Below are 23,567 nucleotides of genomic sequence, written 5' to 3' on the forward strand. Positions count from 1 at the left end.
TCAAATCTCCTTGGTCAGGCTTTGGCCGGCATCGGCGTGATCGTCGTCGGCGGCCGACAGCGGACGGGCCGGTGTGCGTTTCTGGCCGGGGCCACCGTCGTTGGTTTCCTTGCCTTCGTCGATCTTCGGCCCCTTGCGCACCAGGCGCATCATGTAGCCAAGACCGGCGCCAAACAGCGCGAAATAAACCACGACGAACAGGATCAGGGTGATGCTCATCTGCATGAAGCTATGGTTGGACGACGCATCCGCCGTACGCATCAGGCCATAGACCACCCATGGCTGACGGCCGATTTCCGTGGTGAACCAGCCGGCGAGGATCGCGATCAGGCCGGACGGCCCCATCCACAATGCCAGGTACAGGAACGGCCGCGAGGTATAGAGGGTGTCGCGCTTGCGCAGCCACAGGCTCCACAAACCGGTGAAGATCATCAGCATGCCCAGGCCTACCATGACCCGGAACGACCAGAACACGATGGTCGAATTCGGCCGGTCTTCAGGCGGGAACTCCTTGAGCGCCGGCACCTGTTTATCCAGGGAGTGCGTGAGGATCAGGCTGCCCAGGTACGGGATCTCGACGGCGAATCTGGTTTTTTCCTCCTTCATGTCCGGCCAGCCGAACAGGATCAGCGGCGTCGCCTCGTTGCCCTTGTTTTCCCAATGCCCCTCGATCGCGGCGATTTTCGCCGGCTGATGCTTGAGCGTATTGAGACCGTGGAAATCACCGATGACCGCCTGGATCGGCGCGACGATCAATGCCATCCACATGGCCATCGAGAGCATTTTGCGGATCGCCGGGTTGTCCTTGCCGCGCAGCAAATGCCAGGCCGCGGAAGAACCGACGAAGAACGCCGTGGCGACGAAGGCTGCCGTGGCCATGTGCATCAGGCGATACGGGAACGAAGGGTTGAAGATAATCGCCAGCCAGTCGGTGGGGATGACCTGACCGTTGACGATCTCGAAACCCTGCGGGGTCTGCATCCAGCTGTTGGACGCGAGAATCCAGAACGTGGAGATCAACGTACCGATGGCCACCATCACGGTGGCGAAAAAGTGCAGGCCACGCCCGACCTTGTTCCAGCCAAACAGCATGACGCCCAGGAACCCGGCCTCGAGGAAGAATGCCGTGAGTACTTCATAGGTCAGCAACGGCCCGGTCACGGAACCGGCGAAATCCGAGAAGCGGCTCCAGTTGGTGCCGAACTGATAGGCCATTACCAGGCCGGAAACCACTCCCATGCCGAAGTTGACGGCAAAGATCTTCGACCAGAAATGGTAGAGGTCACGGTAGGTGTCGTTATGGGTTTTCAGCCACAGGCCTTCGAGTACCGCCAGGTAACTCGCCAGGCCGATGGTGATGGCCGGAAACAGGATGTGGAACGAGATGGTGAACGCGAACTGAATTCGGGCGAGATCAAGTGCCTCTAAACCGAACATAAGTCTTCCTCTGTCAGGTAGTACGGCTGCTGGCTGGAAGCCTGCACCCACGGCCCCCACGGATATGGAGTGTGGCGAATCTCTGTTTGTTCTTCTTTTTGCACGCATCACAACGCAGGGAGTCTGGCCTTGCGGCCGCCGGATCAATTCCTTTTGTGGGTCTTGACCTGGATCAATCAACGTTGAAAGAGTAGTCCCAATTTCGGGGATGAACCGCGTGGTCTTTTGCCGCGTGACAAGTTGCCTCACGGCTTTTGTCATCGCCAGCAACACATTCCCTGTGGGAACCTGGAGAAAATCGATGTCTGGCTAACTAATTTTTTGTCACGGCAACTTTTTGTTACAGGTTGGTGATAATCTCGCCGTTCCCCTCTCCCCAGACTTCCCCGCAGATGCCCAGCCAAGAGCCCTTGCTGTTACGTCACCATCGCCCTTTTCTCGCGTTCTGGCTGGCACGGGTATTTACCGCCAGCGGCTTCCAGATGCTCACCGTGGCCATCGGCTGGAACCTGTACCAATTGACCGGCAACGTGCTCGACCTGGGTCTGGTCGGCCTGGTCGAGTTCGCCCCGCGCGTACTGTTCATGCTGCACACCGGGCACGTCGCCGACCGCTATGACAGGCGCAAGGTCGCGGCGATCTGCCAGTCCTTGCAGGCATTGATCGCCCTGTCGCTGGCCATCGGCAGCGCCACCGACCATGTCACCCGGGAAATGATCTTTATCCTGGCCTTCCTGCTCGGTGCGGCTCGCTCCTTTGAAATGCCCACCACCCAGGCCCTGCTGCCCAGTATCGTGCCCAGCGCGCTGTTTCCCCGCGCGGTCGCCGCCGCGCAATCGGCTCAGCAATCGGCCACCATCGTCGCCCCGGCCCTCGGCGGTTTGCTCTACGCCTTCGGCAGCGTCTGGGTGTATGGCCCGACGGTGCTTTTGTATGTCATCGCCTGTTCGCTGATGCTCAACCTGCCGGCCCGGCAAACCCCGCTGAACAAGGGCAAGGCCACTCTGGACTCACTGCTGGCGGGTATTCGCTTTATCCGCAGTCGTCCGGACATTCTCGGGGCGATCTCCCTCGATCTGTTCGCGGTGCTATTGGGTGGTGCGACGGCGCTGCTGCCGGTGTTCGCCAAGGACATTCTGCTGACCGGCCCGTGGGGGCTGGGCCTGCTGCGCTCGGCACCGGCGGTGGGCGCGCTACTGATGTCGCTGTTCCTGGCGCGGTTTGCCGTGGAGCGCAACGTCGGGCGGGTGATGTTCACCGCCGTGGGCATCTTCGGCGTGGCAACCATCGCCTTCGGCCTGTCGACCTCGTTCTGGTTTTCCCTGGCGGTGTTGGTGGTGTTGGGCGCGGCAGACATGATCAGCATGGTGATCCGCGCCTCGTTCGTTCAACTGGAAACCCCGGACGAAATGCGTGGCCGGGTCAGCGCTGTCAATGGTCTGTTCATCGGTGCCTCGAACCAGTTGGGCGAATTCGAATCGGGCCTGACCGCCCACTGGTTCGGCACTGTGCCAGCGGTGGTCATGGGCGGGATCGGTACGCTGGTGGTGACCGGGGTGTGGGTCAAACTGTTCCCGACTCTGGCGAGCCGCGATCGCATGCACGTGGCTAAAGATGAAGAGAAGGAAGAGGCGAAAGTCTGACGCTCTCTAAACGAGCAACTCCCCCTCCACCGCCGTACGTATGGCTTTACCGCAGAGTTGCTCTACCAGCGCCAGGGCAAATGCCAATGCGGCAGCCGAGCCCTGGGCCGTGATGCAATTGCCGTCGACCACCACCGGTTGATCGACAAAGGTACAACCGGACAGTTGATGGCTGGCTGTGGGCAGGCAGGTCATGCGCCGTTGACGCAATACGCCAAAGGCCTGCAGTGCCACGGCGGGCGCTTCGGCGATGCCGGCGAACAGGCGACCGGCCGCCGCCTGATCCTTGATCAATTGCTGCAGGGGCTGGTGTGCTGCCAGGTGCTGCGAACCCACCGCACCACCGGGTAAGGCAATCAGGTCGAAGGGTTGTGCCAGCAAATCCACCAGCATCGCATCGGACGTCAGGCGAGTGCCCCGGGCGCAGGTGAGCATGCGCCGACCTTCGATACTGGCCACCACCACTTCTATCTTGGCACGGCGCAGTACGTCGATCAGGGTCACGGTTTGCAGGTCGTCGGTGCCCTCGGCGAGGGCAATCAAGGCTCTAAAGGTCATCAGGTGCTGTCCACGGAATGATCATTTAAGCGTAGTCAGCTTTCCCGCCCCGTGTTCGAGACCTGTGGTTACTTGATGTAAAGCTGCGTCGACATCGTGTTTCCGGGCGCGTTGATCGAGGTATCGCTGAAGGTCAGCGTGCCTTCCTGCTTGCCCGCCAGATCGAGGGCATACAAATAGCCGACGGTTTTTTCCCCGGCGGTGCAACTGGTCAGGTTGCCGTTCTTGAACGCGCAAACCGCTGTCCGTGTGCCGTTCACGTCGAAACCGTCGAGGGCGACATGGGCCTCACGCCCGTAACCCACTTCCAGCACGTACACCATGATGTTCGGGCCATTGTGATCGCAGCGCGTCCGGGTTTGCCCTTCGTCGATGTTCTCGACACCACAGGACGGCGACGCGACCTTGAGCACTTTCAATTGCGTCAGCGGTGGCGCCGAGGCCGCCACGGCCATTTGGACCCCAAGAATCAATGCCATCCATGCACCGGAGGCGGCAACCAGACACTTTTTCATGCAGGACCCATCCCCCCAAAAAAACCAGCGCGCAGTATGGCGCACTTGGCCTTGTCGCAAAACATCGACGACGATCACCGCCAAAGCAGCCATATTCCCAAGCTACTGGTATGATGCGCGGCTTTTTCCGGCCCACAGTAATTTCCAGGCGCGTTCTGCTGCCTGTGCTTTGCTGTTGAGGTCGATACATTCACGGCGCCCGGCGCGCCACGGGGAGCAGACATGCTGGAAAGGCTGTTTCAACTCAAGGCACACAACACCAACGTGCGGACCGAGATTCTGGCGGGCGTCACGACCTTTTTGGCCATGGCCTACATCCTGTTCGTCAACCCGAGCATCCTCGGCGAGACCGGCATGGACAAGGGCGCGGTGTTCGTCGCCACCTGCCTGGCCGCCGCCATCGGCTCGACAACCATGGGCCTGATCGCCAACTACCCGATCGCCCTCGCACCGGGCATGGGCCTTAACGCCTTCTTCACCTACACCGTGGTCCTGCACATGGGTCACACCTGGCAAGTGGCGCTGGGTGCGGTGTTCATCTCGGCGGTGTGCTTCTTCCTGCTGTCGATCTTCCGCATCCGTGAATGGATCATCAACAGCATCCCGCTGCCGCTGCGCTCGGCGATTGCCGCCGGTATCGGTCTGTTCCTGGCGTTGATCGCCCTGCACAACGCCGGCATCGTGGTCAGCAACCCGGCGACCATGGTCGGCCTCGGTGACCTGAAACAACCGGCTCCGATCCTCGCTACCCTCGGTTTTGCCCTAATCGTCGCCCTCGAAGCCCTTGCCGTGCGCGGCGCGGTGCTGATCGGCATTCTGGTGGTGACCATCATTTCCATCGTGATGGGCTTCACCCCGTTCGGCGGCGTGATGTCGATGCCACCGTCCCTGGCCCCGACCTTCCTGCAACTGGACATCAAGGGTGCGCTGGACATAGGTCTGGTCAGCGTGATCTTCGCCTTCCTGTTCGTCGATCTGTTCGACAACTCCGGCACCCTGATCGGTGTAGCCAAGCGCGCCGGCCTGATGGGCAAGGACGGCCATATGCCGAAAATGGGCCGCGCGCTGATCGCTGACAGCACCGCGGCCATGGCCGGTTCCCTGCTGGGCACCTCGACCACCACCAGCTACATCGAATCCGCCGCGGGCGTGAGTGCCGGCGGCCGCACCGGCCTGACCGCCGTCGTGGTGGCGATCCTGTTCCTGCTGGCACTGTTCTTCTCGCCACTGGCCGCCAGCGTTCCGGCCTTCGCCACCGCACCGGCACTGCTGTTCGTCGCCGTGCTGATGACATCCGGCCTGGCCGAAATAGACTGGGACGACATTACCGTCGCCGCGCCGGTGGTGATCACCGCGCTGGCAATGCCGTTCACTTACTCCATCGCCAATGGCATCGCCTTCGGTTTCATTTCCTGGACCGCCATCAAGCTGATGTCCGGTCGCGGCCGTGAGCTGAACCCGGCGCTGGTGATCCTGTCGATTCTGTTCGTGATCAAGCTGGGTTGGTTCAACGCATGACTTTTGATTCCCAGGCCTACGCCGTTCAGCTCGAAGAAAAGGTCACGCGCTTGCGTGACCTGCTGGCCCCGTTCGATGCACCGGAGCCAGCCGTATTCGATTCGCCGCTGAAAAACTTTCGCCTGCGCGCCGAGTTCCGCCTGTGGCGTGAAGCCGGCGAGCGTCACTACGCGATGTTTTCCCAGGAAGACAAACGCACGCCGATCCTGATCGAAGAGTTCCCGATTGCCAGCCTGCGCATCAATGAATTGATGCCCAAGCTCAAGGCAGCGTGGCAAGCCAGTGCGCCCCTGAGCCACAAACTGTTCCAGGTGGAGTTCCTGACCACTCTGGCCGGCGATGCGATGATCACCCTGTGCTATCACCGCCCGCTGGACGAGCACTGGCATGCGGCGGCGTCGAAACTCGCGGCCGACTTGAACGTCAGCATCATCGGCCGCTCCAAGGGCAAACGCGAAGTCATCGGTCACGATTACGTGGTCGAGAAGCTGGAAGTCGGCGGCCGCACCTTCAGCTATCGCCAGCCCGAAGGCGCGTTCACCCAGCCCAACGGCACGGTGAACCAGAAGATGCTCAACTGGGCATACGATGCGCTTGGCGATCGCTCCGATGATTTGCTGGAGCTGTATTGCGGCAACGGCAACTTCACCCTGCCGCTCGCCACCCGCGTGCGCAAGGTGCTGGCCACCGAAATCAGCAAGACTTCGGTCAACGCGGCCTTGAGCAACCTCAGCGAAAACGCTGTGGATAACGTCACCCTGGTGCGTTTGTCCGCTGAAGAGCTGACCGAAGCCCTGAATGAAGTGCGCCCGTTCCGGCGCCTGCATGGCATCGACCTCAAAAGCTACGAGTTCGGTAGCGTGTTCGTTGACCCGCCCCGTGCCGGCATGGACCCGGACACCTGCGAGCTGACCCGGCGCTTCGACAACATCCTGTACATCTCCTGCAACCCGGAGACCCTGGCGGCCAACATCGCCCAACTGCACGACACCCACCGCATCTCCCGATGCGCAATGTTCGACCAGTTCCCGTGGACCCATCACATGGAATCCGGGGTGATGCTGACCCGGCGTTGATGGCGCCTGCCAGGCACAAAAAAGCCGTCTTCACGACGGCTTTTTTGTGGGCGTTTACAAGACAACATCGACCTTGCGCGGGCGCCCGCCTTTCCTGCCGTTGGCCCGCGCGGCTTCAGACTTTGCTGCGCTGCTCTGACGACCATTGCGCGAAGCGACGACCGAGGCCGCCATGGCCATCAGCGACTTGCTCGCAGAAATCATCCCGGCGATGGATACATGCAGGTCCTTGCCTTCATGGCATAGGGCAGTACCCGCATAGCCGACAGTCAGACTGGCGAAGTCCCCGCCCTCAAAATCATCGAACTCCGGATAGTTGGCCACGGGCAACAATACGCCGCTGCCGTCTTCGAAGCTGACAGCCAGGCAGGGGGGCTGGTAGGTAACCGCTGTCGCCTGCAGGCTATTTTTTCTACGTAATTCGCCACGTTCAATGGCTTTGTCCAGGCTACTTTCCGTTACGGGATTATCGGCCTGAACCTTGGCTTTTATCGTTTTCATAACTCGATCTCCACACCTTCCTGTGTGCCTATCAGGGACAGCAACGTCTTGTTCGATTCGGGTTCGTAGCAAGCCGATCCAATCATGTTGGTGGTACTGACAACCCTTTTCACCACAACGACTTCGTTGCTTTGCCAGTCCCACAATTGATTATCAAGACAGGCCGTTTGTAACTTTCGCCACCAGATGCCCCGGGCGCGCCGCAAATGGGCAGGTTGCTGGAGCGATTGGCGCAATCCCTCAAGCACCGCCAACGGTGGCCGACGCGAAAGCGGAACTACATCCCAGAGCTCGACACCGTTGTGCCAAAAGCAGAACCTGAATCTCGCACTCCACGTACCGGCCTCCACATGCGCATGAGGCGGACAATGCTCGTCTCGCAACATGATCACTACCGACAGTCCTTTGTAATTGCATACCTTCATGCTAACCCATCCGTTAGGTTAATGAATCCGAGGATTCGACATTCTCTGGAAAATCCGACCGTTGGCAATGGCCGTCGAATCACTTCTTCCGTCCTCAGACTAGTGTCCTGCCGTTACCCAGCCCTGCGGAACACCGCGCGCAATGGTAAGAAATCCTTTCATTACGGCGCTGGCACCTGATAAATACTGATCAAGCCCCTTCATCTGATCCCCGGTGTAATCAATCATGCAGCGACAATTCGACGATCTTCAGTTGGGCAGCATTGAGCTGTTTTGCCTGGCCGCCGAGGCCGGCAGTTTTACTGCCGCGGCGCTGGTGGCGGGTGTCACCCCAGCGGCCGTGAGCCGTTCGGTGTCGCGCATGGAGGAACGCCTGGGCGTGCGCCTGTTCGCGCGCACCACCCGCAGCGTGAAGCTGACCGACAGTGGCCGCCGCTATTACGAGGAGTGCCGCCTGGCCCTGGCGCAACTGATCGAGGCCCAGCGCGAGGTGATGGGCCAGCAACAAGTGCCGTCCGGTACCTTGCGCATCAGTATTCCGACCACCTACGCGCATCATCGAATCCTGCCTTTGCTGCCCGAATTTCGGGCGCGTTATCCGGCGGTGAAGGTCGAATCGCACATCAGCAATCGCAACATCGATTTCGTCGGCGAAGGCTACGACATGGCAATTCGCGTGCGAGCCATCCCGGATTCCGGCCTGATTGCCCGACAGCTGGAAGATGCCGCCCTGGTGATGATCGCCAGCCCTGATTACCTGAAACGGGCCGGCATTCCACAAACCCTCGACGACCTCGAACACCACGAGTGCATTCAATACGAATTGCCCAGCAGCGGTCGGCGCATTGCCTGGTTGTTCAACGATGAGGGCGTGCCCCGGGAGATTCTGGCCGAGGGCAGCCTCAGTTGCTCTGACGATGTATTGGGTGGCGTCACCTTGGCCAAACACGGGGCGGGGTTGTTTCAGACCTATCGTTTTATCGTGGAAAAGGAACTGGCCGACGGCTCGCTGGTGGAGGTACTCAAGCCCTATGGCGGGCGTTCGCGGCCGTTTACCTTGCTGTACCCGCAAAGTCGCCATGTACCGCTGCGCTTGAGGGCGTTCATTGATTTTCTGGTGGAGCATTTGCCGCGCTGAACAGCGAAAGTGTCCGATCACCGCCCACAACCCGCCCGCGTGCCCTCACTCCAATTGACCAAATTAACTAGTTAGTACAATTTATCTCCACAGGCCGAAATTCTCGGCCGATTCCAAAAATAATAAGTGGAGAGATTGCGATGTCCCCTATCGTTCTGGTGCTCAACGGCCCGAACCTGAACCTGCTCGGCACCCGTGAACCGGCGACTTACGGCCACGAAACCCTGGCAGATGTTTCGGCCCTGTGCGCACGTAGCGCCGAAGAGTTCGGCCTGGCAGTGGAGTTTCGCCAGACCAACCATGAAGGCGAATTGCTCGACTGGATTCACGCCGCCCGCGGTCGCTGTGCCGGGATCATCATCAATCCTGCCGCGTGGACCCACACCTCGGTCGCCATCCGCGACGCCCTGGTCGCCAGCGAACTGCCGGTGATCGAAGTCCACCTGTCCAACGTCCACGCCCGCGAACCCTTCCGCCACCACTCGTTCGTATCCGCCATTGCAACGGCGGTGATGGCCGGTTTTGGCAGTCATGGCTATCGCCTGGCGCTGGAACACTTCAGTCATCGTTTGAAGGGGTGATCGCCGTGACTCAGAACCACGTGATACTCGCCGGGCTGATTGGCGCCGGCATCCAGGCTTCTCGCACACCAGCCATGCACGAGCATGAAGGCGATGCCCAAGGGCTGCGCTACCTCTATCGCCTGATTGATCTTGATCAGTTGAAGCTCGACAGCAACGCCCTGCCCGACCTGTTGATGGCTGCCGAGCGCATGAACTACACCGGGCTGAACATCACCTTTCCATGCAAGCAGGCGATCATCCCGCTGCTCGACGAACTCTCGCCGGAGGCCCGCGGCATCGGCGCAGTCAATACGGTGGTGCTCAAGGATGGCAAACGCATCGGCCACAACACCGATTGCCTGGGCTTTGCCGAGGGGTTTCGCCGGGGTTTGAAAGGCGTTGCCGTTGAGCGTGTCGTACAAATGGGCGCCGGCGGCGCAGGTGCGGCGGTGGCCCACGCGTTGTTGAGCGAAGGCGTACAACAGCTGAGCATTTTTGACGTGGACATCCGCCGCGCCCAGGATCTGGCTGACAATCTCAATCAGCATTTCGGCGTCGCTCGAGCGGTGGCCGGGTATGACCTGGCCAAGGCCATGGCCCAGGCTGATGGCCTGGTGAACACCACGCCGATGGGCATGAAAAAGCTGCCGGGCATGCCAGTGCCGGTAGAGTTGCTGCGAGCCGAACTGTGGGTAGCGGAGATCGTCTACTTCCCGCTGGAAACCGAACTGCTGCGCAACGCCCGCGCCCTTGGTTGCCGGACGCTGGACGGCGGCAACATGGCGGTGTTTCAGGCAGTGAAGGCGTTCGAGTTGTTCAGCGGCGTGGTGCCGGATGCCCAGCGGATGCTTGAGCATTTCCAGAGCATGAATGACTGAAAATCAAAAGATCGCAGCCTTCGGCAGCTCCTACAGATCAATGCGATTGACGTAGGAGCTGCCGAAGGCTGCGATCTTTTCAAGCCTGCAAATAACGCAACACCGACTCGCAAATCATCTCCCGATGACGCTGCTTGATGTGTTCGTCCGGCAGGTCGATCTGAAAAATCTCACCAAAGGTGTGGCGGTTCGAGACGCGATAGAAGCAGAACGAACTGATCAACAGATGCACATCCAGCGGATCAAGACCGGTACGGAACACCCCCTGCTCGGCACCGCGACGCAGAATCTCGCCCAGTGAGTCGAGGATGGTGTTGTTCATCGCCTTGATCGCATCGGAGCGCTTCACATACTCGGCGTTGTGAATGTTCTCGATGCTGACGATGCGCACGAAATCGACGTTGCGATCATGGTGATCGAAGGTGAACTCCACCAGCCGCCGAATGGCTTCGACCGGCGCCAGTTCCGCCAGGTGCAGGCGATTTTCAGTGTTGCGGATATCGCCGTAGAGTTTCTCCAGCACCTCGACGTAGAGCTGCTCCTTACTGCCGAAGTAGTAATAGATCATGCGCTTGGAGGTGTGGATGCGCTCGGCGATGGCATCGACACGAGCCCCGGAAAGCCCCTGCTGGACGAATTCGACAATCGCCTCCTGCAGGATGTTTTCGCGGGTCTTTTCCGGGTTGTTCTTGCGACTCTTGCGCGGCTCGGCACCAGGTTCTACGGAGGCTGCGGGGAGTTCTGAAGTCATTGTCATTGCGGGCTCACGGCCATCACTGCACAGGCTGGCGATTATGGGCCGCGCGGCACGGTGAAGGAAGCCGCGCGGCCCACGTTTAATCCCGCGTTTACGAATTACCTACAACTTCGCCTGGCGCAATGCGCCGCTACGGGATTTGGCCATGGCCGCCAGGCGCACCGCGACGTTGGCCGCGCCGTAGCCGGCATAACCGTTTTTACGCTGGATGATCTCGAAGAAGAATCGACCCTCGAACGGCTCGGTGTACACATGAAACAGCTCACCGCCCTGGGCGTCGCGGTCGTACAACACATTGTAGTAGGCCAGTTCGCTGAGGAACTCGTCGTCGAAATCGAACCGCGCCGCCAGGTCATCGTAGTAGTTGAGCGGGATATCCAACAGCGGCACGCCCGCCTCTTTTGCACGGCTGACCTGGGCAAAGATGTCATCACAATCAAACGCGATGTGATGCACGCCGGAGCCGCGATAACTCGACAGCGCGTGCGAGATCGCGGTGTTGCGGTTCTCGGAAATGTTCAGCGGCAGACGGATCGAACTGTCCCGGCTGCGCAAGGCACGGCTCTTCACTAGACCATAAGGATCCGGCAGCACGACTTCATCGTCCGCCTCGAAATCCAGCAGGCTCTTATAGAACAGCACCCAGCTGTCGAGGCTGTCGGCCGGCAGCGCCATGGCCATGTGGTCGATGCGCTTGAGGCCACCACTGACCGGCGCATCCGCCAGCAGATTGAAGTCTGTGCCGTAGACGTCGGCATCCTGGTCCACCAGATAGATCAGGCTGCCATCCGGCGCACGCACCGCCGCCAGTTCCAGTTCATTGGGGCCGACCAGCCCGCGATAGGGCTGGCCCTTGTAGGCCACGGCACGGGCCAGCGCGCTGGCACTGTCCTTGACCCGCACGGCGGTGGCGCACAACGAAGGGCCGTGGGCCTCGAAGAAACTGTGACCGAACGAGTAAGGCTCGGAGTTGAGGATCAGGTTGATATCGCCCTGACGCATCAAGCTAACGCTCTTGGAACGATGCTGCCCGGCCTTGACGAAACCCAGTCGCTCCAGCCAATGGGCGAGCTTGGCGCCGAGGCTTTCGTCCACGGCAAACTCCAGGAACTCAATGCCGTTGTACTCGCTGGCCTTGGGCGTTTCGAACAAAATCCCGGCGTTGGCCGCGGGCTTGGCTTCCTGGGCCAGGCGCTCGCGGGTTTTCTCTTCCAGGTACAGCAACGAACGCAAGCCGTCGGCGGCGTTGGCCCGTGGTGGTGCGGCGCGGAAACCGTCGTTGAAGATTTCCAGCGACAGCGGTCCGGTGTAGCCGCTCTTGATGATCGGCGCGAGGAACCCCGGCAAATCGAATTCACCCTGGCCCGGGAAGCAGCGAAAATGCCGGCTCCACTCCAGCACGTCCATGGCCAGGATCGGCGCGTCAGCCATTTGCACGAAGAAAATCTTGTCGCCGGGAATCTCGGCGATAGCACTTGGATCGCCCTTGAGCGACAGGGTGTGAAAGCTGTCCAGCAACACGCCGAGGCTTGGGTGATCAGCCTGACGCACGATGCTCCACACCTGTTGCCAGGTGTTCACATGCCGGCCCCAGGCCAGCGCTTCGTAACCGATGCGCAGGCCACGTGCCCCGGCGTGCTCAGCCAGCAGTCGCAAGTCATCGACCAGAATCTGCTCATCACCGATGGACTCGGCCGAGGCGTTGCTGCACACCAGCACCAGGTCAGTGCCCAGCTCCTGCATCAGGTCGAACTTGCGCTCGGCGCGTTCCAGGTTGCGCGACAGGCGATCGCGGCGGCAACCTTCGAAATCGCGGAACGGTTGAAACAGGGTGATGGCGATCCCGAGATCGGCGCACATCTGTTTAATTTCCCGCGGACTACCGTCGTAGTAGAGAAGGTCGTTCTCGAAAATCTCGACGCCGTCGAAACCGGCGGCGGCAATGGCTTCGAGTTTTTCCGGCAGGGTACCGCTCAAGGATACGGTGGCAATGGAACGCTGCATGTTTTCGGCTCCCGGTGGAGGCAATCTTGTTAGGGGCGTTGCACGCTTGTGTAGGAGCTGCCGAAGGCTGCGATCTTTTGATGTTGATCGAGGAAAAGATCGCAGCCTTCGGCAGCTCCTACGTGGGTAGCGTTTGTCTTGCGAGAATTATTGGGCCGACAGACTTACACAGCAATTTAAAGTGTACTACCCAGTTAGTTTTGTGTTCGATTATCGAACAAAATGGTGATTGGCGAATTGACGATTTTTTGTCCACTGCCCAACATCGTCCTCACATTAAGTCCGGACACGCAGCACCGGCCGCGATGTCCAAAACACCAAATAACAAATTCAAAAAACGGGTGGTACACATGATTCCTTCCCAAAGCTCACGCATGGCTCCGGCCATGAACACCACTGCCGGTGGCATCGGCGACAAAATCCGCGGCGCCATGGCGGTCGGCAAAACCCGTTGGGGCATGCTGGCATTGGTGTTTTTCGCCACCACCCTGAACTACATCGACCGCGCCGCCCTGGGCGTGATGCAGCCTATCCTGGCCAAGGAAATGAGCTGGACGGCGATGGACTACGCCAACATCAACTTCTGGTTCCAGGTCGGTTACGCCATCGGCTTCGTGCTGCAAGGCCGCCTGATCGACCGGGTTGGCGTCAAGCGTGTGTTCTTCTGCGCGGTACTGCTCTGGAGCCTGGCAACCGGCGCCCACGGCCTGGCCACTTCGGCGGTCGGCTTCATGGTTTGCCGATTCATCCTCGGCCTGACCGAAGCGGCCAACTACCCGGCCTGCGTGAAAACCACGCGCCTGTGGTTCCCGGCCGGCGAGCGCGCCGTGGCCACCGGCATTTTCAACGCCGGCACCAACGTCGGTGCGATGTTCACCCCGATGCTGCTGCCGCTGATCCTGCACGTCTGGGGCTGGCAGGCCGCGTTCCTGTGCATGTCGGCACTGGGCGGGATCTGGTTGCTGTTCTGGGGCCTGAAGTACTTCAACCCGGAAGATCACCCAAGCGTCAAACAGTCGGAGCTGGACTACATCCAGAACGAAGTCGAACCGGAACAAACCCGCGTACCGTTCTCGAAAATCCTGCGCATGCGTGGTACTTGGGCCTTCGCCCTCGCCTACTCGATCACCGCGCCGGTGTTCTGGTTCTACCTGTATTGGCTGCCGCCGTTCCTCAACCAGCAATACAACCTGGGCATCAACGTCACCCAGATGGGTATCCCGCTGATCATCATCTACCTCACTGCCGACTTCGGTAGCGTTGGCGGCGGCATTCTCTCTTCGTTCCTGATCGGTCGCGGCGTCAACCCGATCAAGGCGCGACTGATGTCCATGTTCCTGTTCGCCTGCTGCATCATCGGCGTGATCATGGCGGCCGGTTCCAGCAACCTGTGGGTCGCGGTGGCCGCCATCTCCCTGGCCATCGGCGCGCACCAGGCCTGGACCGCGAACATCTGGAGCCTGGTGATGGACTACACGCCCAAGCACATGATGAGTACGGTGTTCGGCTTCGGCGGCATGTGTGCGGCGATTGGCGGGATGTTCATGACCCAACTGGTCGGCCACATCCTGACCATCACCAACAACAACTACACCGTGCTGTTCACCATGATTCCAGCGATGTACTTCATTGCGCTGACCTGGATGTACTTCATGGCACCGCGCAAGATTCCGAAAGTAGAAGACTGATGTTCCCTCGGCGCAGGCCCGATCTCGGGTCTGCGCTTTTTTTGCCTGCGTTTTGCCGCCGCTTAGCGGCGGCTTTGCTGCCAGGCCGCCGCCAACCCGCTGCAGCAGATCACGGCAATGCCGAGCACGGTGGTCAGTGTCGGTGTATGGGAAAACAGCAGCCAGCCCAAGAGGCCGGCGAAGATGATCTGGCAATAGCTGAACGGCGCCAGCAGTGCCGGTGCCGCGAGACGGAAAGCCTGGGTCAGGAACAGGTGAGCCGTCATCCCGCAGGCCCCAAGCGCCAGCATCATCGCGCCATGCACCAGGTTCGGCGTCTGCCAGAAGAACGGCACCAGCGCACTCATCACCAGCGTGTTGCACAGGCCTGCGAAAAAGTTGCTGGTGGTCGGGCTGTCGATCTCGCTGAGCTTGCGCGTCAGCAGTTGATAGAAGCAGAAAAACAGCGCCGAGCAGAACGGCAGCAACACCGCCGGGGTAAACAGATCGCCCCCGGGGTGAACGATGATCAGCACCCCGCTGAAACCGAAAATCACCGCCAGCCATTGTCCCCGCGTCACCCGCTCGCCAAGCAGCGGTACCGACAGCGCGGTGACCAATACCGGAGCCAGGAAGTTGACCGACGTGGCCTCGGCCAACGGGATGTACATCAGCCCCGTGGTGAAAAACAGACTGGTGCCCAACAGGCACAGCGCCCGGATCACCTGCAGTAATGGCCGTTTGGTACGCAGCACCCGCAGCCCGGACTGCGGCAGGAAAATCCCGGCCATCAACAAGGTGTGAACCACGTAGCGCGCCCAGACCACCATGACGATGGGATAGAAACCGGAGAGGTATTTGGAAAAGGCGTCGTGGCTGGAAAACAGGAAGGTTGCGACAACGATCAGCAGGATCCCTTTGAAGGGCTGATTGACGCCGGAAAGCGGGGTGCTGACGGTCATGGGGTTTCCTTACTTGAAATCAAAAGCATCACGGGCAAACCACGCGTCCATCCAGTCAGCATAGAACCTGTGGGAGCGTGGCTTGCCCGCGATAGGTGCGCAGCACCGATTAGAGCTGCGCCAACAATTCCCGGGTTTTATCCAGCGCCATCTGCGCCCGGTCCAATCCACTCACGCCCTGCTCCAGCAACTGCACGGTGGGAATCTCCAGACTCAACGGAATGTCAGCCGGCAAGCTCCCCAACAACCCCCGCAGATCACAATCGCCATCGCCGGGAAAACGCCGTTCGTTACGCGCCTGACGCAAGATCTCCGCCATATCGGCCGGCCGTGGTCCTGCGACGTCACACAACTGTGCATACCGTAACCGTGAGGGAGCAACTTTGACCAGATCTTCCAGCCGCGATCCCGAACGATCGAAGTGGAAGGCGTCCACCAGCACGGCGCCGTTTTCACGCCCGGCGTTTTCCACGATACGCGTGGCTTGTTGAAGATTGCGCGCATCGGTCCAAGGCATGAACTCCAGGTGCGGGTGCAGTCCATAGGCTGCCGCCAGATCACAGAGCTCGGCAAAATGCTGCGTCAGCCGCTGTTCGTCAGGATCGTTTCCGGCCACCAGCAACTCACTGGCGCCGAACTCGGCACCCACCGCGAGGATTCTTTCGAAATCGGCGACGACGGTTTCCGGCTTGAGCCGCAGGATTTCGACGTCCAGCACCCGAATACCAGTATCGCGCAGACGCGCCAGGGTCTGGCGCCGCAATTCGTGGTCGGCCACCAGGGCAAAATGGTGCTCCTCAGGGGTCGCCGGTACCAGACGCAAGCCGACATGGCTGTAACCGGCCCGCGCGGCGACCTCGACCATGTCGGGCGGTGACAACTCCAGCACGGTCAGGCTGGCCAGGGAGAAGATACGTTCGCTCATGCTCAACCCTCGATCAACGATGGCGCACAGGCACGCCCGGTTTCGGCGGCTTCGCGGATGGCTTCGATCAGCGCCAACGTACGCGCGGCATCGGCGGCACTCACCAGTGGCTCGACCTCCCGGCGCGCAACGCGCACGAAGTGCTGCAACTGCAAACGCAGGGCTTCATCGGCACTGAAGCTTTCCTGGGTTGCCAGCAACGGTTGATGCCAGCCGCCGTCGACTTCGTTGTAGTGCCAGCGTTTAAGCTGCGGAATGCTCAGCGCCCCACCCGTTCCGGCCAGCAAGTAGCACGGTTGATCAGGATGACGCGGATACACCGGGTTCTCCCCCGAATCCAGCTCCCAGCTCCAGGGCGAAGCCACCGCATCGGAGCCGGTCAGGCTGCCCAGTGCACCGCTGTCGAATTGCAGCAACACCGCCGCGCAATCCTCATTGGCAAACCCGCGAATGGCATTGCTGGTGATGGCCTGAACCTGACGCACTTCACCGCACAAATGCCGCAGCAGATCGAGGTCGTGGATCAGGTTGGTCAACAACATCCCCGCACCGGCCTCGCGGCGCCAGGATGTTTCAAAATAGCTGTCGGGCTTGCGCAACTGCCAGAGCGCTGTGACCGTGGTCAACCGACCCAGTGCGCCGCTGTGGACAAGTTCGTGGGCGCGGACGATCAGCGGATTGTGCCGGCGGTGATGTCCGACCAGTACCGGAACACCACTGGCCTTCGAGGCAGCCACCAGTTCCCTGGCTTCATCCAGGTGCACGCCCACCGGTTTTTCCAGCAATACCGGCACGCCGGCCGCGAGGCAATCGAGGGCCGTGCTGACGTGCTGCGTGTTCGGATTGGCGACGACGGCAGCGTCTGGCTTCGCCTGCTCCAGCATCTGACGATGATCGGCGAAACAGGCTACGCCCCATTGCGCCGCAAGACTGGCCGCCTGCGGTCCGGGATCCGCCACGGCGCACAACGTCGCTTCAGTCAAGGATTGCAGATGCTGGTAGTGCTGCTGGCCCATGTTGCCAGCACCGATCAGGGCGATGCGAAGTGGCGAATTCAAGATACGGTCCTCTTGTGAGTGTTATTGGAGCGATGAATTCCAATAATTTAGAACCTGGTTCCAGATTCTTACACAGACCTGTCCTGAAAGTGTTCGAACAGCGCACAGCTTCTCAAGCTGAACACTGTTCAAAATGTGGGAGCGGGCTTGCTCGCGAATGCGGTGTGTCAGTCGCCATCCAGATCGCATGACCCACTGCATTCGCGAGCAAGTCGGATCGCCGCACCGCCGCTCCCACAGTCGATTTGCGCAGGCCTTAGCTGAACAACTCCGACGCCAGACTCGCCGCCGACAACTCCTCGGTGTAAGCCAGCAACAACGGCGCCAGCTCATGCAGCCGCGCTCCCGGCATCCGCGCGCTCGGCCCGGCGATGCTGAGCACCCCGATCACCCGCCCATCGGCGGGATGGCGCACCACTGCCGCAATCGCCGAAGTGCCCACCGCCGAACTCTCCTCGACCCAGGCATAGCCCTGCTCCCGCGCCAGACGCAGGCGTTCGAGCAATTCGATGTTCGAGCGCGGCGCGTTCGGCCCCACATGTTCCGGCACCTGCGCGCCCTGCCGCTCCACCAGCGACAAGGCTTCGGCATCGCTCATGCACGCCAGCCACGCATGCCCCGAGGCGGTGTAGAACAACGGCGCGTCGCGGCCCATGTCCGGGTCGTAACGCAGACCGGAGCGCGCGCCCTGGGATTTGGCGATCCAGGTCTGACGCTCGCCGTCGATCACGCCCAGGCGCACCAGTTCGCCGGTTTCCTGCGCCAGGCGGTCAAGCACCGGCTGCACAATGTCGGCACCGCTGCTCGACAGGTAACGGAAGCCCATCGCCACCAGTTTGGTCGAAAGGTGATAACGCAAATTATCCGGATTCTGCCGCACATAACCGAGGCGGATCAGCTCGGCCAGCAGGCGATGGGTCGCGCTCTTGGGGATGTCCAGTTGCTCCGCCAGGGTCTGCATCGGCAGGCCACGGGGATCGCTGGTGAGGCTTTCGAGCACACTGAAAACACGTTCGATCTGACTGCCAGCCATGGTCGCTTCCACGCAAAATTTGCTCGATTCTAGAAGACAACCACACGAATGCGAAATCTGGAACTGAGCGTTCGATAACCGCCCGCTTTACACCCTCCAGACTTGTTCGACCTCACCCGATTCTTATATTTTCTGGAACCAGATTCCAAAACAATAAAACACCGGAGCTCAAACAATGCCTGCCGAAGCGCACTTTCTTCCCGACATCGACTGCGATGTGCTGATTGTTGGCTCCGGTGCGGCGGGACTGTCGACGGCCGTGACCGCCGCGTGGCATGGGCTGAAAGTCATAGTGGTGGAAAAAGACCCGGTGTTCGGCGGTGCCACGGCCTGGTCCGGTGGCTGGGCCTGGGTCCCTTGCAACCCGCTGGCCCGGCGCGCGGGCATTGTCGAAGACGTTGAACTGCCGCGCACTTACCTGAAACACGAACTGGGCGAGCGCTTTGATCCGGCGATGATCGACGCTTTCCTGGAAGCCGGCCCCCGGATGGTGTCGTTCTTCGAGCAGCACACCTCGCTGCAGTTCGCCGACGGCAACGCCATCGCCGACATTCATGGCGACACGCCCGGGGCCGGCACCGGAGGACGCTCGGTGATCGCCGCCCCTTACGACGCACGAAAAGTCGGCGCGCTACTCAAGCGCCTGCGCAAAACCATGCGGGAAACATCGTTCATGGGCATGCCGATCATGGCGGGGGCGGACCTCACGGCATTCCTCAACCTGACCCGTTCGCTGTCGGCGGCCTGGCACGTTACGCGGCGTTTCAGCCGGCACCTGTTCGATCTCGCCATGCATGGCCGGGCGATGCAGCTGGTCAACGGCGTGGCCTTGGTGGCACGCCTGGCGAAATCCGCCGATGACCTCGGCGTGTTGCTCTGGGAATCAGCGCCCGTGAGCCGATTGCTGCGCGAGAATGATCAGGTACGAGGTGCAGTGGTCATCACCGCCAAAGGCTCGGTGCGCATCCATGCACGCAAGGCCGTGGTGCTCGCCGCGGGTGGTTTCGCCAATGACATCCAACGCCGCAAGGCACTGTTCCCCCGCACGCCGACCGGGCATGAACATCTGGCCTTGCCGCCCCTCGGCGTTTGCGGCGATGGCCTGCGCCTGGGCGAAAGTGCCGGTGCCCGGGTCAATAGCGACATGGCGTCCGCCGTCGCCTGGGCGCCGGTTTCGCAAGTGCCGCACAGCGACGGCAGCACGGGACACTTCCCGCACATCATCGAGCGTGGCAAACCCGGCATCATCGGTGTGCTGAGCAACGGCCAGCGCTTCGTCAATGAAGCCAACGGCTACTACGACTACGTCACGGCCATGGTCGCCGCCGCCCCGCCGGGTGAAGAGGTGGCGTCGTGGCTGATCTGCACCCATGGCTTTCAGCGTCGATATGGCCTGGGCATCTCTCGGCCATTTCCGGTGCCGCTGTCATCCTTCATCCGCAGCGGCTATCTGAAAACCGGCAACACCCTTGAGGAATTGGCTGCAGCCTGCGGCATCGACCCGGTTGGCTTGCGCAGCACCGTGTCGGACTACAACCGCCACGCGCGCAACGGTGAGGACCCGCAGTTCGGTCGTGGTTCCACGCCTTACAACCGCAAGCAGGGTGACGCACTGCAACGACCCAACCCATGCGTCGCGCCGATCAAACAAGGCCCCTTCTATGCCGTGAAAGTCCAGCCGGGCTGCTTCGGCACCTTCGCCGGGCTCAAGGTCAACCAACATGCCCAGGTCCTGGATAGCGCGGCACAACCCATCGCCGGCCTGTACGCGGCGGGCGGCGACATGGCCAGCATCATGGGCGGTCACTACCCCGCTGGCGGCATCAATCTCGGCCCGGCGCTGACGTTCGGCTACATCGCCGCGCGCCACATCGCAGGCGTCACGGCTTATGAAAAGGAGATCGACCATGCAGCACATCGTTAACGCACAGGGTTTGAACATGCCGAAACTCGGCCTCGGCACCTGGCCAATGCTCGGCGAGGAATGCACCCGTGCCGTGGAGCAGGCTCTGGCTCTGGGTTACCGGCACATCGACACGGCAGCGGCCTACAACAACGAAGACGCTGTCGGTCAGGCGCTGACGAACAGTCCGACACCCCGCGAGCAGATCCACGTCACGACCAAAGTCTGGTGGGACCAACTGCAACCCGACGCCATGCGCCACTCCATGGACCGCAGCCTCAAAGCCCTGCGCAGCGAATACGTCGACCTGTTCATGCTCCATTGGCCATCCACCGATTGGGATTTGCCGCGCACCATAGAAACCCTGGTGTCGTTCAGGGAGCAAGGCCTGGCGCGCAACATTGGCGTGGCGAATTTTCCACTGCACTTGCTACGCAAAGTCGTCGAAGAACTGGGGGCTCCGCTGTCGGCGATCCAGGTCGAGTACCACGTGCTGCTCGGACAAAACGCCCTGCTCAACTACGCCCGTCAACAGGATCTTGCGCTGACAGCCTACACGCCACTGGCGCGCAACAAGGTATCCGACATTCCGGCCATCCAGCAGATCGCCGCGAAACACGGCGTACTGCCGACCCAGGTCGCGCTCAAATGGCTGCTCGATCAACCCAACGTGGCCGCGATCCCCAAGGCCAGCAGCGAGTCCAATCAATTGGCCAATCTCGCGGCGATGGATGTGCGACTGGATGATGAAGACCGTGCCTTGATCGCCAGCCTGTCCAAACGCGAGCGTCAGGTCAGCCCCGACTTTGCGCCGGTATGGGATGCGTTCGACGAATAATCCGCAAGACCGGCGATCGCCCTTACGATAAAAAACCATCGTCCTACGGAATTCGATGGGTTATCCGTGTTCAATACAAGCCTGAAACCTTCTCGGCAGCCCTTCACGGGTAGCCGGGAATTGACCTGTGCGCGGAAAAAAGACGGACGGCCGGACTGGCGCCCCTCCCACTTGGCAGCAACACTCATCGCACAGAGCTTTACCCGGAACAGAAGAGGATTCGCACATGCTATGGAAAAAAGGCCGACGCAGCGACAACGTGGTCGACGCCCGGGGCGATGATGTTGGTGGCGGTGGCGGCGGCATGCGTTTTGGCGGTGGCAAGGGCCTGAGCCTGACGGCGATCCTCTTGATTGTCGGCATCGGCTGGATCACCGGCCAGGATCCGTTGCAAATCCTCGGACAACTGACCGGGCAAATGGAGCAGCAATCGGCGCCCGCCACCAACCAGAGTCGCCAGGCACCGCCGGCCAATGATGAGAGCGCTGAGTTCGTGCGCTCGATCCTCGGCGACACCGAAGACACCTGGGGCGCGATATTCCAGCAGGCCGGCCGCCAATATAAGGACCCGACCCTGGTGTTGTTCAGCAACCGCGTGAATTCGGCCTGCGGTCTGGCCACCTCGGCGACCGGCCCCTTCTATTGCCCGGCCGACCAGAAGGTCTACCTGGACATGGCGTTCTTCCAGGAAATGTCCCAACGCTTTTCCGCTGCGGGCGACTTCGCCCAGGCCTACGTGATCGCTCACGAAGTCGGACACCACGTGCAGACCTTGCTCGGGGTGTCCGCGAAAATTCAGGCCGCACGCCAGCAAGGCCGGCAGATGGAGGGTGACGGTGGTTTGCTGGTTCGCCAGGAACTTCAGGCCGATTGCCTGGCCGGCGTCTGGGCCAACAATGCGCAGAAGCGCCTGAACTGGCTGGAACCAGGCGACATCGAAGAAGCACTGAACGCCGCGAACGCCATCGGTGACGATCGTTTGCAGCAGCAGGGTCAGGGCCGTGTAGTCCCGGACTCGTTCACCCACGGTACGTCAGCGCAACGGGTGCGCTGGTTCAAAACCGGTTTCGCCCAAGGCCAGGTTGGCCAGTGCGATACCTTTGCGGCGAAAAATCTGTAAATGAAGAAGTGGTTGTTGGTTGTTCTGTTTACTTGCGCAACGTCCCAGGCCGCCGAGCCTGGGGTCAAGGAACTCAGCTCAGGGCGCCTGCTGTTGAAGTCAGGTGAAATCGCGGTGGGCATCAGCCCCGCTCCGGCAAAAATCGAACGGGTGCTGATCATCCTCCATGGTCGCTTGCGCAACGCGCAAACCTACCTGCAGAGCGGTGAGCACGCCGCCGAACTGGCCGGGCAAAGCGCAACGACCCTGGTGATCGCCCCGCAATTCCTCAATGAAACTGACGTTGCGGTCCATCCGGTGGCCGACACCGTTTTGCGCTGGCAAGGCAATGAATGGATGGCCGGCGGCGAATCCACGGCACCGTTTCGGCTGAGCTCCTACGCGGCGCTCGACGAAATCATCGCCCGCTTGGGCGACCATCAGCAGTTTCCGGATGTGAAGCAAATCGTCATCGCCGGGCACTCCGGTGGCGCGCAGGTGGTTCAGCGCTATGCGTTGCTCGGCCACGCGCAATCCGAGCTCGATGCGGCCGGCGTGCAGGTGCGCTACGTGATCGCCAATCCGTCCTCCTACGCTTATTTCGATGAGCGTCGACCGGTAGCGTTCAGCCACGCCGGTTGCCCGAATTTCAATCGCTGGAAGTACGGGCTGGCGGATTTACCGGCCTACGCCGAAGGACAAACCGCCGCGCAGTTGCAGGAAAGTTACCTCAAGCGTGAAGTCGTTTACCTGCTGGGGCAGCAGGACATCGATCCGAACCATCCGGCGCTGGACAAGAGTTGTGAGGCCAAAGCGCAAGGGCCGTCTCGATTGGCCCGCGGGCGTTACTACTTCGATTATCTGAAGCGGTTGCAACCGCAAGGGTTGAAGCAGCAACTGATTGAAGTGCCCGGGGTCGGACATGATGGGGATGGGATGTTTACATCGCCGGAGGGGCAGAAGGCGTTGTTTGGGCAATGACTCTTGTAGTGCCTGGGCCTGTCTCTTCGCGAGCAAGCCCGCTCCCACATTGGATCTGCGTGAACACGACATCGTGAACAACACAGAA

Annotated in this window: 22 protein-coding genes; 11 read left to right on the forward strand and 11 right to left on the reverse strand. The window is 60.9% G+C overall.

Translation table 11 applies throughout. The features are described from left to right. The gene (locus ACMDB8_RS24055) at positions 1 to 1,437 is read right to left on the reverse strand and encodes a cytochrome ubiquinol oxidase subunit I (RefSeq protein ID WP_056728752.1); all 1,437 of its coding nucleotides are present in this window, start codon (positions 1,435 to 1,437) and stop codon (positions 1 to 3) included. Positions 1,438 to 1,829: 392 nt separating this feature from the next. Here ACMDB8_RS24055 and ACMDB8_RS24060 point away from each other — a divergent pair, with 392 nt between their 5' ends. Beyond that, complete coding sequence (locus ACMDB8_RS24060; protein ID WP_008050777.1) at positions 1,830 to 3,080, forward strand: MFS transporter; 1,251 nt, start codon at positions 1,830 to 1,832, stop codon at positions 3,078 to 3,080. A gap of 6 nt (positions 3,081 to 3,086) precedes the next feature. On the opposite strand, the gene ACMDB8_RS24065 is transcribed toward ACMDB8_RS24060, so the two are convergent. Together ACMDB8_RS24065 and ACMDB8_RS24070 are read right to left on the reverse strand one after the other, a co-directional pair. Next, positions 3,087 to 3,638, reverse strand: coding sequence for a DJ-1 family glyoxalase III (locus ACMDB8_RS24065; RefSeq protein WP_056728754.1), 552 nt, complete (start codon positions 3,636 to 3,638; stop codon positions 3,087 to 3,089). 68 nt (positions 3,639 to 3,706) lie between these two features. Beyond that, positions 3,707 to 4,153, reverse strand: coding sequence for a DUF4879 domain-containing protein (locus tag ACMDB8_RS24070; RefSeq protein ID WP_056728990.1), 447 nt, complete (start codon positions 4,151 to 4,153; stop codon positions 3,707 to 3,709). A 222-nt stretch (positions 4,154 to 4,375) separates the two neighbouring features. Here ACMDB8_RS24070 and ACMDB8_RS24075 point away from each other — a divergent pair, with 222 nt between their 5' ends. After that, on the forward strand, positions 4,376 to 5,671 hold the full coding sequence (locus tag ACMDB8_RS24075) for an NCS2 family permease (protein WP_056728755.1): 1,296 nt from the start codon (positions 4,376 to 4,378) through the stop codon (positions 5,669 to 5,671). Continuing rightward, positions 5,668 to 6,747 (forward strand): tRNA (uridine(54)-C5)-methyltransferase TrmA, encoded by a 1,080-nt coding sequence (gene trmA, locus ACMDB8_RS24080; RefSeq protein ID WP_056728758.1) that lies wholly within the window; start codon positions 5,668 to 5,670, stop codon positions 6,745 to 6,747. Before ACMDB8_RS24075 ends, trmA begins: the two co-directional genes overlap by 4 nt. A gap of 54 nt (positions 6,748 to 6,801) precedes the next feature. Here the strand turns inward: trmA and ACMDB8_RS24085 are convergent, their stop codons facing one another. Both ACMDB8_RS24085 and ACMDB8_RS24090 read right to left on the reverse strand, forming a co-directional pair. Continuing rightward, positions 6,802 to 7,248, reverse strand: coding sequence for a DUF2442 domain-containing protein (locus tag ACMDB8_RS24085; RefSeq protein WP_046041742.1), 447 nt, complete (start codon positions 7,246 to 7,248; stop codon positions 6,802 to 6,804). Next, entirely contained in the window at positions 7,245 to 7,673 is a 429-nt protein-coding gene (locus ACMDB8_RS24090) for a hypothetical protein (protein ID WP_046041741.1), read from the reverse strand. Before ACMDB8_RS24090 ends, ACMDB8_RS24085 begins: the two co-directional genes overlap by 4 nt. Before the next feature lie 226 nt (positions 7,674 to 7,899). On the opposite strand from ACMDB8_RS24090, the gene ACMDB8_RS24095 reads away from it, so the two are divergent. The 3 genes from ACMDB8_RS24095 to ACMDB8_RS24105 all read left to right on the forward strand — a co-directional run bounded on the left by ACMDB8_RS24095 (position 7,900) and on the right by ACMDB8_RS24105 (position 10,252). Then, a complete protein-coding gene (locus ACMDB8_RS24095) occupies positions 7,900 to 8,811 on the forward strand; it encodes a LysR family transcriptional regulator (protein ID WP_223542000.1) in 912 nt (303 codons plus the stop codon). Between the two features lie 140 nt (positions 8,812 to 8,951). Beyond that, a complete protein-coding gene (gene aroQ, locus ACMDB8_RS24100; protein WP_056728761.1) occupies positions 8,952 to 9,392 on the forward strand; it encodes a type II 3-dehydroquinate dehydratase in 441 nt (146 codons plus the stop codon). Positions 9,393 to 9,397: 5 nt separating this feature from the next. After that, positions 9,398 to 10,252, forward strand: a complete 855-nt coding sequence (locus ACMDB8_RS24105; RefSeq protein ID WP_409078812.1) for a shikimate dehydrogenase — start codon at positions 9,398 to 9,400, stop codon at positions 10,250 to 10,252. Between the two features lie 79 nt (positions 10,253 to 10,331). On the opposite strand, the gene ACMDB8_RS24110 is transcribed toward ACMDB8_RS24105, so the two are convergent. Next, the gene (locus tag ACMDB8_RS24110) at positions 10,332 to 11,009 is read right to left on the reverse strand and encodes a TetR family transcriptional regulator (protein WP_056728764.1); all 678 of its coding nucleotides are present in this window, start codon (positions 11,007 to 11,009) and stop codon (positions 10,332 to 10,334) included. Positions 11,010 to 11,111: 102 nt separating this feature from the next. Next, entirely contained in the window at positions 11,112 to 13,013 is a 1,902-nt protein-coding gene (gene quiC / locus ACMDB8_RS24115) for a 3-dehydroshikimate dehydratase QuiC (protein ID WP_056728766.1), read from the reverse strand. A 350-nt stretch (positions 13,014 to 13,363) separates the two neighbouring features. Between quiC and ACMDB8_RS24120 the strand changes: the two genes are divergently transcribed. Further along, entirely contained in the window at positions 13,364 to 14,701 is a 1,338-nt protein-coding gene (locus tag ACMDB8_RS24120; RefSeq protein WP_056728768.1) for an MFS transporter, read from the forward strand. 62 nt (positions 14,702 to 14,763) lie between these two features. On the opposite strand, the gene ACMDB8_RS24125 is transcribed toward ACMDB8_RS24120, so the two are convergent. The 4 genes from ACMDB8_RS24125 to ACMDB8_RS24140 form a co-directional block, all read right to left on the reverse strand. Then, entirely contained in the window at positions 14,764 to 15,642 is an 879-nt protein-coding gene (locus ACMDB8_RS24125; RefSeq protein ID WP_008052441.1) for a DMT family transporter, read from the reverse strand. Positions 15,643 to 15,751: 109 nt separating this feature from the next. Then, a complete protein-coding gene (locus tag ACMDB8_RS24130) occupies positions 15,752 to 16,567 on the reverse strand; it encodes a sugar phosphate isomerase/epimerase family protein (protein ID WP_056728770.1) in 816 nt (271 codons plus the stop codon). Between the two features lie 2 nt (positions 16,568 to 16,569). Then, positions 16,570 to 17,625 carry a Gfo/Idh/MocA family protein gene (locus ACMDB8_RS24135; protein ID WP_409078813.1) on the reverse strand — a complete coding sequence of 352 codons (1,056 nt, stop codon included), beginning with the start codon at positions 17,623 to 17,625 and terminating at the stop codon, positions 16,570 to 16,572. Positions 17,626 to 17,881: 256 nt separating this feature from the next. Continuing rightward, positions 17,882 to 18,658 (reverse strand): IclR family transcriptional regulator, encoded by a 777-nt coding sequence (locus ACMDB8_RS24140; RefSeq protein WP_056728773.1) that lies wholly within the window; start codon positions 18,656 to 18,658, stop codon positions 17,882 to 17,884. 175 nt (positions 18,659 to 18,833) lie between these two features. On the opposite strand from ACMDB8_RS24140, the gene ACMDB8_RS24145 reads away from it, so the two are divergent. The 4 genes from ACMDB8_RS24145 (at position 18,834) to ACMDB8_RS24160 (ending at position 23,479) form a co-directional block, all read left to right on the forward strand. Beyond that, the gene (locus ACMDB8_RS24145; RefSeq protein ID WP_056728775.1) at positions 18,834 to 20,582 is read left to right on the forward strand and encodes an FAD-dependent oxidoreductase; all 1,749 of its coding nucleotides are present in this window, start codon (positions 18,834 to 18,836) and stop codon (positions 20,580 to 20,582) included. After that, positions 20,566 to 21,399 carry an aldo/keto reductase gene (locus ACMDB8_RS24150; RefSeq protein WP_056728776.1) on the forward strand — a complete coding sequence of 278 codons (834 nt, stop codon included), beginning with the start codon at positions 20,566 to 20,568 and terminating at the stop codon, positions 21,397 to 21,399. Before ACMDB8_RS24145 ends, ACMDB8_RS24150 begins: the two co-directional genes overlap by 17 nt. 226 nt (positions 21,400 to 21,625) lie before the next feature. After that, positions 21,626 to 22,519, forward strand: coding sequence for a KPN_02809 family neutral zinc metallopeptidase (ypfJ, locus tag ACMDB8_RS24155; RefSeq protein ID WP_056728778.1), 894 nt, complete (start codon positions 21,626 to 21,628; stop codon positions 22,517 to 22,519). Continuing rightward, on the forward strand, positions 22,520 to 23,479 hold the full coding sequence (locus ACMDB8_RS24160) for an alpha/beta hydrolase (protein WP_056728780.1): 960 nt from the start codon (positions 22,520 to 22,522) through the stop codon (positions 23,477 to 23,479). Positions 23,480 to 23,567 lie beyond the last annotated feature (88 nt).

This window comes from Pseudomonas monachiensis, assembly GCF_047345015.1.
GTDB lineage: Bacteria > Pseudomonadota > Gammaproteobacteria > Pseudomonadales > Pseudomonadaceae > Aquipseudomonas > Aquipseudomonas monachiensis.

Coding starts and splice junctions, on each gene's coding strand:
- ACMDB8_RS24055 (WP_056728752.1), bottom strand. CDS start 1,437: ATGTTCGGTTTAGAGGCACTTGATCTCGCCCGAATTCAGTTCGCGTTC.
- ACMDB8_RS24060 (WP_008050777.1), top strand. CDS start 1,830: ATGCCCAGCCAAGAGCCCTTGCTGTTACGTCACCATCGCCCTTTTCTC.
- ACMDB8_RS24065 (WP_056728754.1), bottom strand. CDS start 3,638: ATGACCTTTAGAGCCTTGATTGCCCTCGCCGAGGGCACCGACGACCTG.
- ACMDB8_RS24070 (WP_056728990.1), bottom strand. CDS start 4,153: ATGAAAAAGTGTCTGGTTGCCGCCTCCGGTGCATGGATGGCATTGATT.
- ACMDB8_RS24075 (WP_056728755.1), top strand. CDS start 4,376: ATGCTGGAAAGGCTGTTTCAACTCAAGGCACACAACACCAACGTGCGG.
- trmA (WP_056728758.1), top strand. CDS start 5,668: ATGACTTTTGATTCCCAGGCCTACGCCGTTCAGCTCGAAGAAAAGGTC.
- ACMDB8_RS24085 (WP_046041742.1), bottom strand. CDS start 7,248: ATGAAAACGATAAAAGCCAAGGTTCAGGCCGATAATCCCGTAACGGAA.
- ACMDB8_RS24090 (WP_046041741.1), bottom strand. CDS start 7,673: ATGAAGGTATGCAATTACAAAGGACTGTCGGTAGTGATCATGTTGCGA.
- ACMDB8_RS24095 (WP_223542000.1), top strand. CDS start 7,900: ATGCAGCGACAATTCGACGATCTTCAGTTGGGCAGCATTGAGCTGTTT.
- aroQ (WP_056728761.1), top strand. CDS start 8,952: ATGTCCCCTATCGTTCTGGTGCTCAACGGCCCGAACCTGAACCTGCTC.
- ACMDB8_RS24110 (WP_056728764.1), bottom strand. CDS start 11,009: ATGACAATGACTTCAGAACTCCCCGCAGCCTCCGTAGAACCTGGTGCC.
- quiC (WP_056728766.1), bottom strand. CDS start 13,013: ATGCAGCGTTCCATTGCCACCGTATCCTTGAGCGGTACCCTGCCGGAA.
- ACMDB8_RS24120 (WP_056728768.1), top strand. CDS start 13,364: ATGATTCCTTCCCAAAGCTCACGCATGGCTCCGGCCATGAACACCACT.
- ACMDB8_RS24125 (WP_008052441.1), bottom strand. CDS start 15,642: ATGACCGTCAGCACCCCGCTTTCCGGCGTCAATCAGCCCTTCAAAGGG.
- ACMDB8_RS24130 (WP_056728770.1), bottom strand. CDS start 16,567: ATGAGCGAACGTATCTTCTCCCTGGCCAGCCTGACCGTGCTGGAGTTG.
- ACMDB8_RS24140 (WP_056728773.1), bottom strand. CDS start 18,658: ATGGCTGGCAGTCAGATCGAACGTGTTTTCAGTGTGCTCGAAAGCCTC.
- ACMDB8_RS24145 (WP_056728775.1), top strand. CDS start 18,834: ATGCCTGCCGAAGCGCACTTTCTTCCCGACATCGACTGCGATGTGCTG.
- ACMDB8_RS24150 (WP_056728776.1), top strand. CDS start 20,566: ATGCAGCACATCGTTAACGCACAGGGTTTGAACATGCCGAAACTCGGC.
- ypfJ (WP_056728778.1), top strand. CDS start 21,626: ATGCTATGGAAAAAAGGCCGACGCAGCGACAACGTGGTCGACGCCCGG.
- ACMDB8_RS24160 (WP_056728780.1), top strand. CDS start 22,520: ATGAAGAAGTGGTTGTTGGTTGTTCTGTTTACTTGCGCAACGTCCCAG.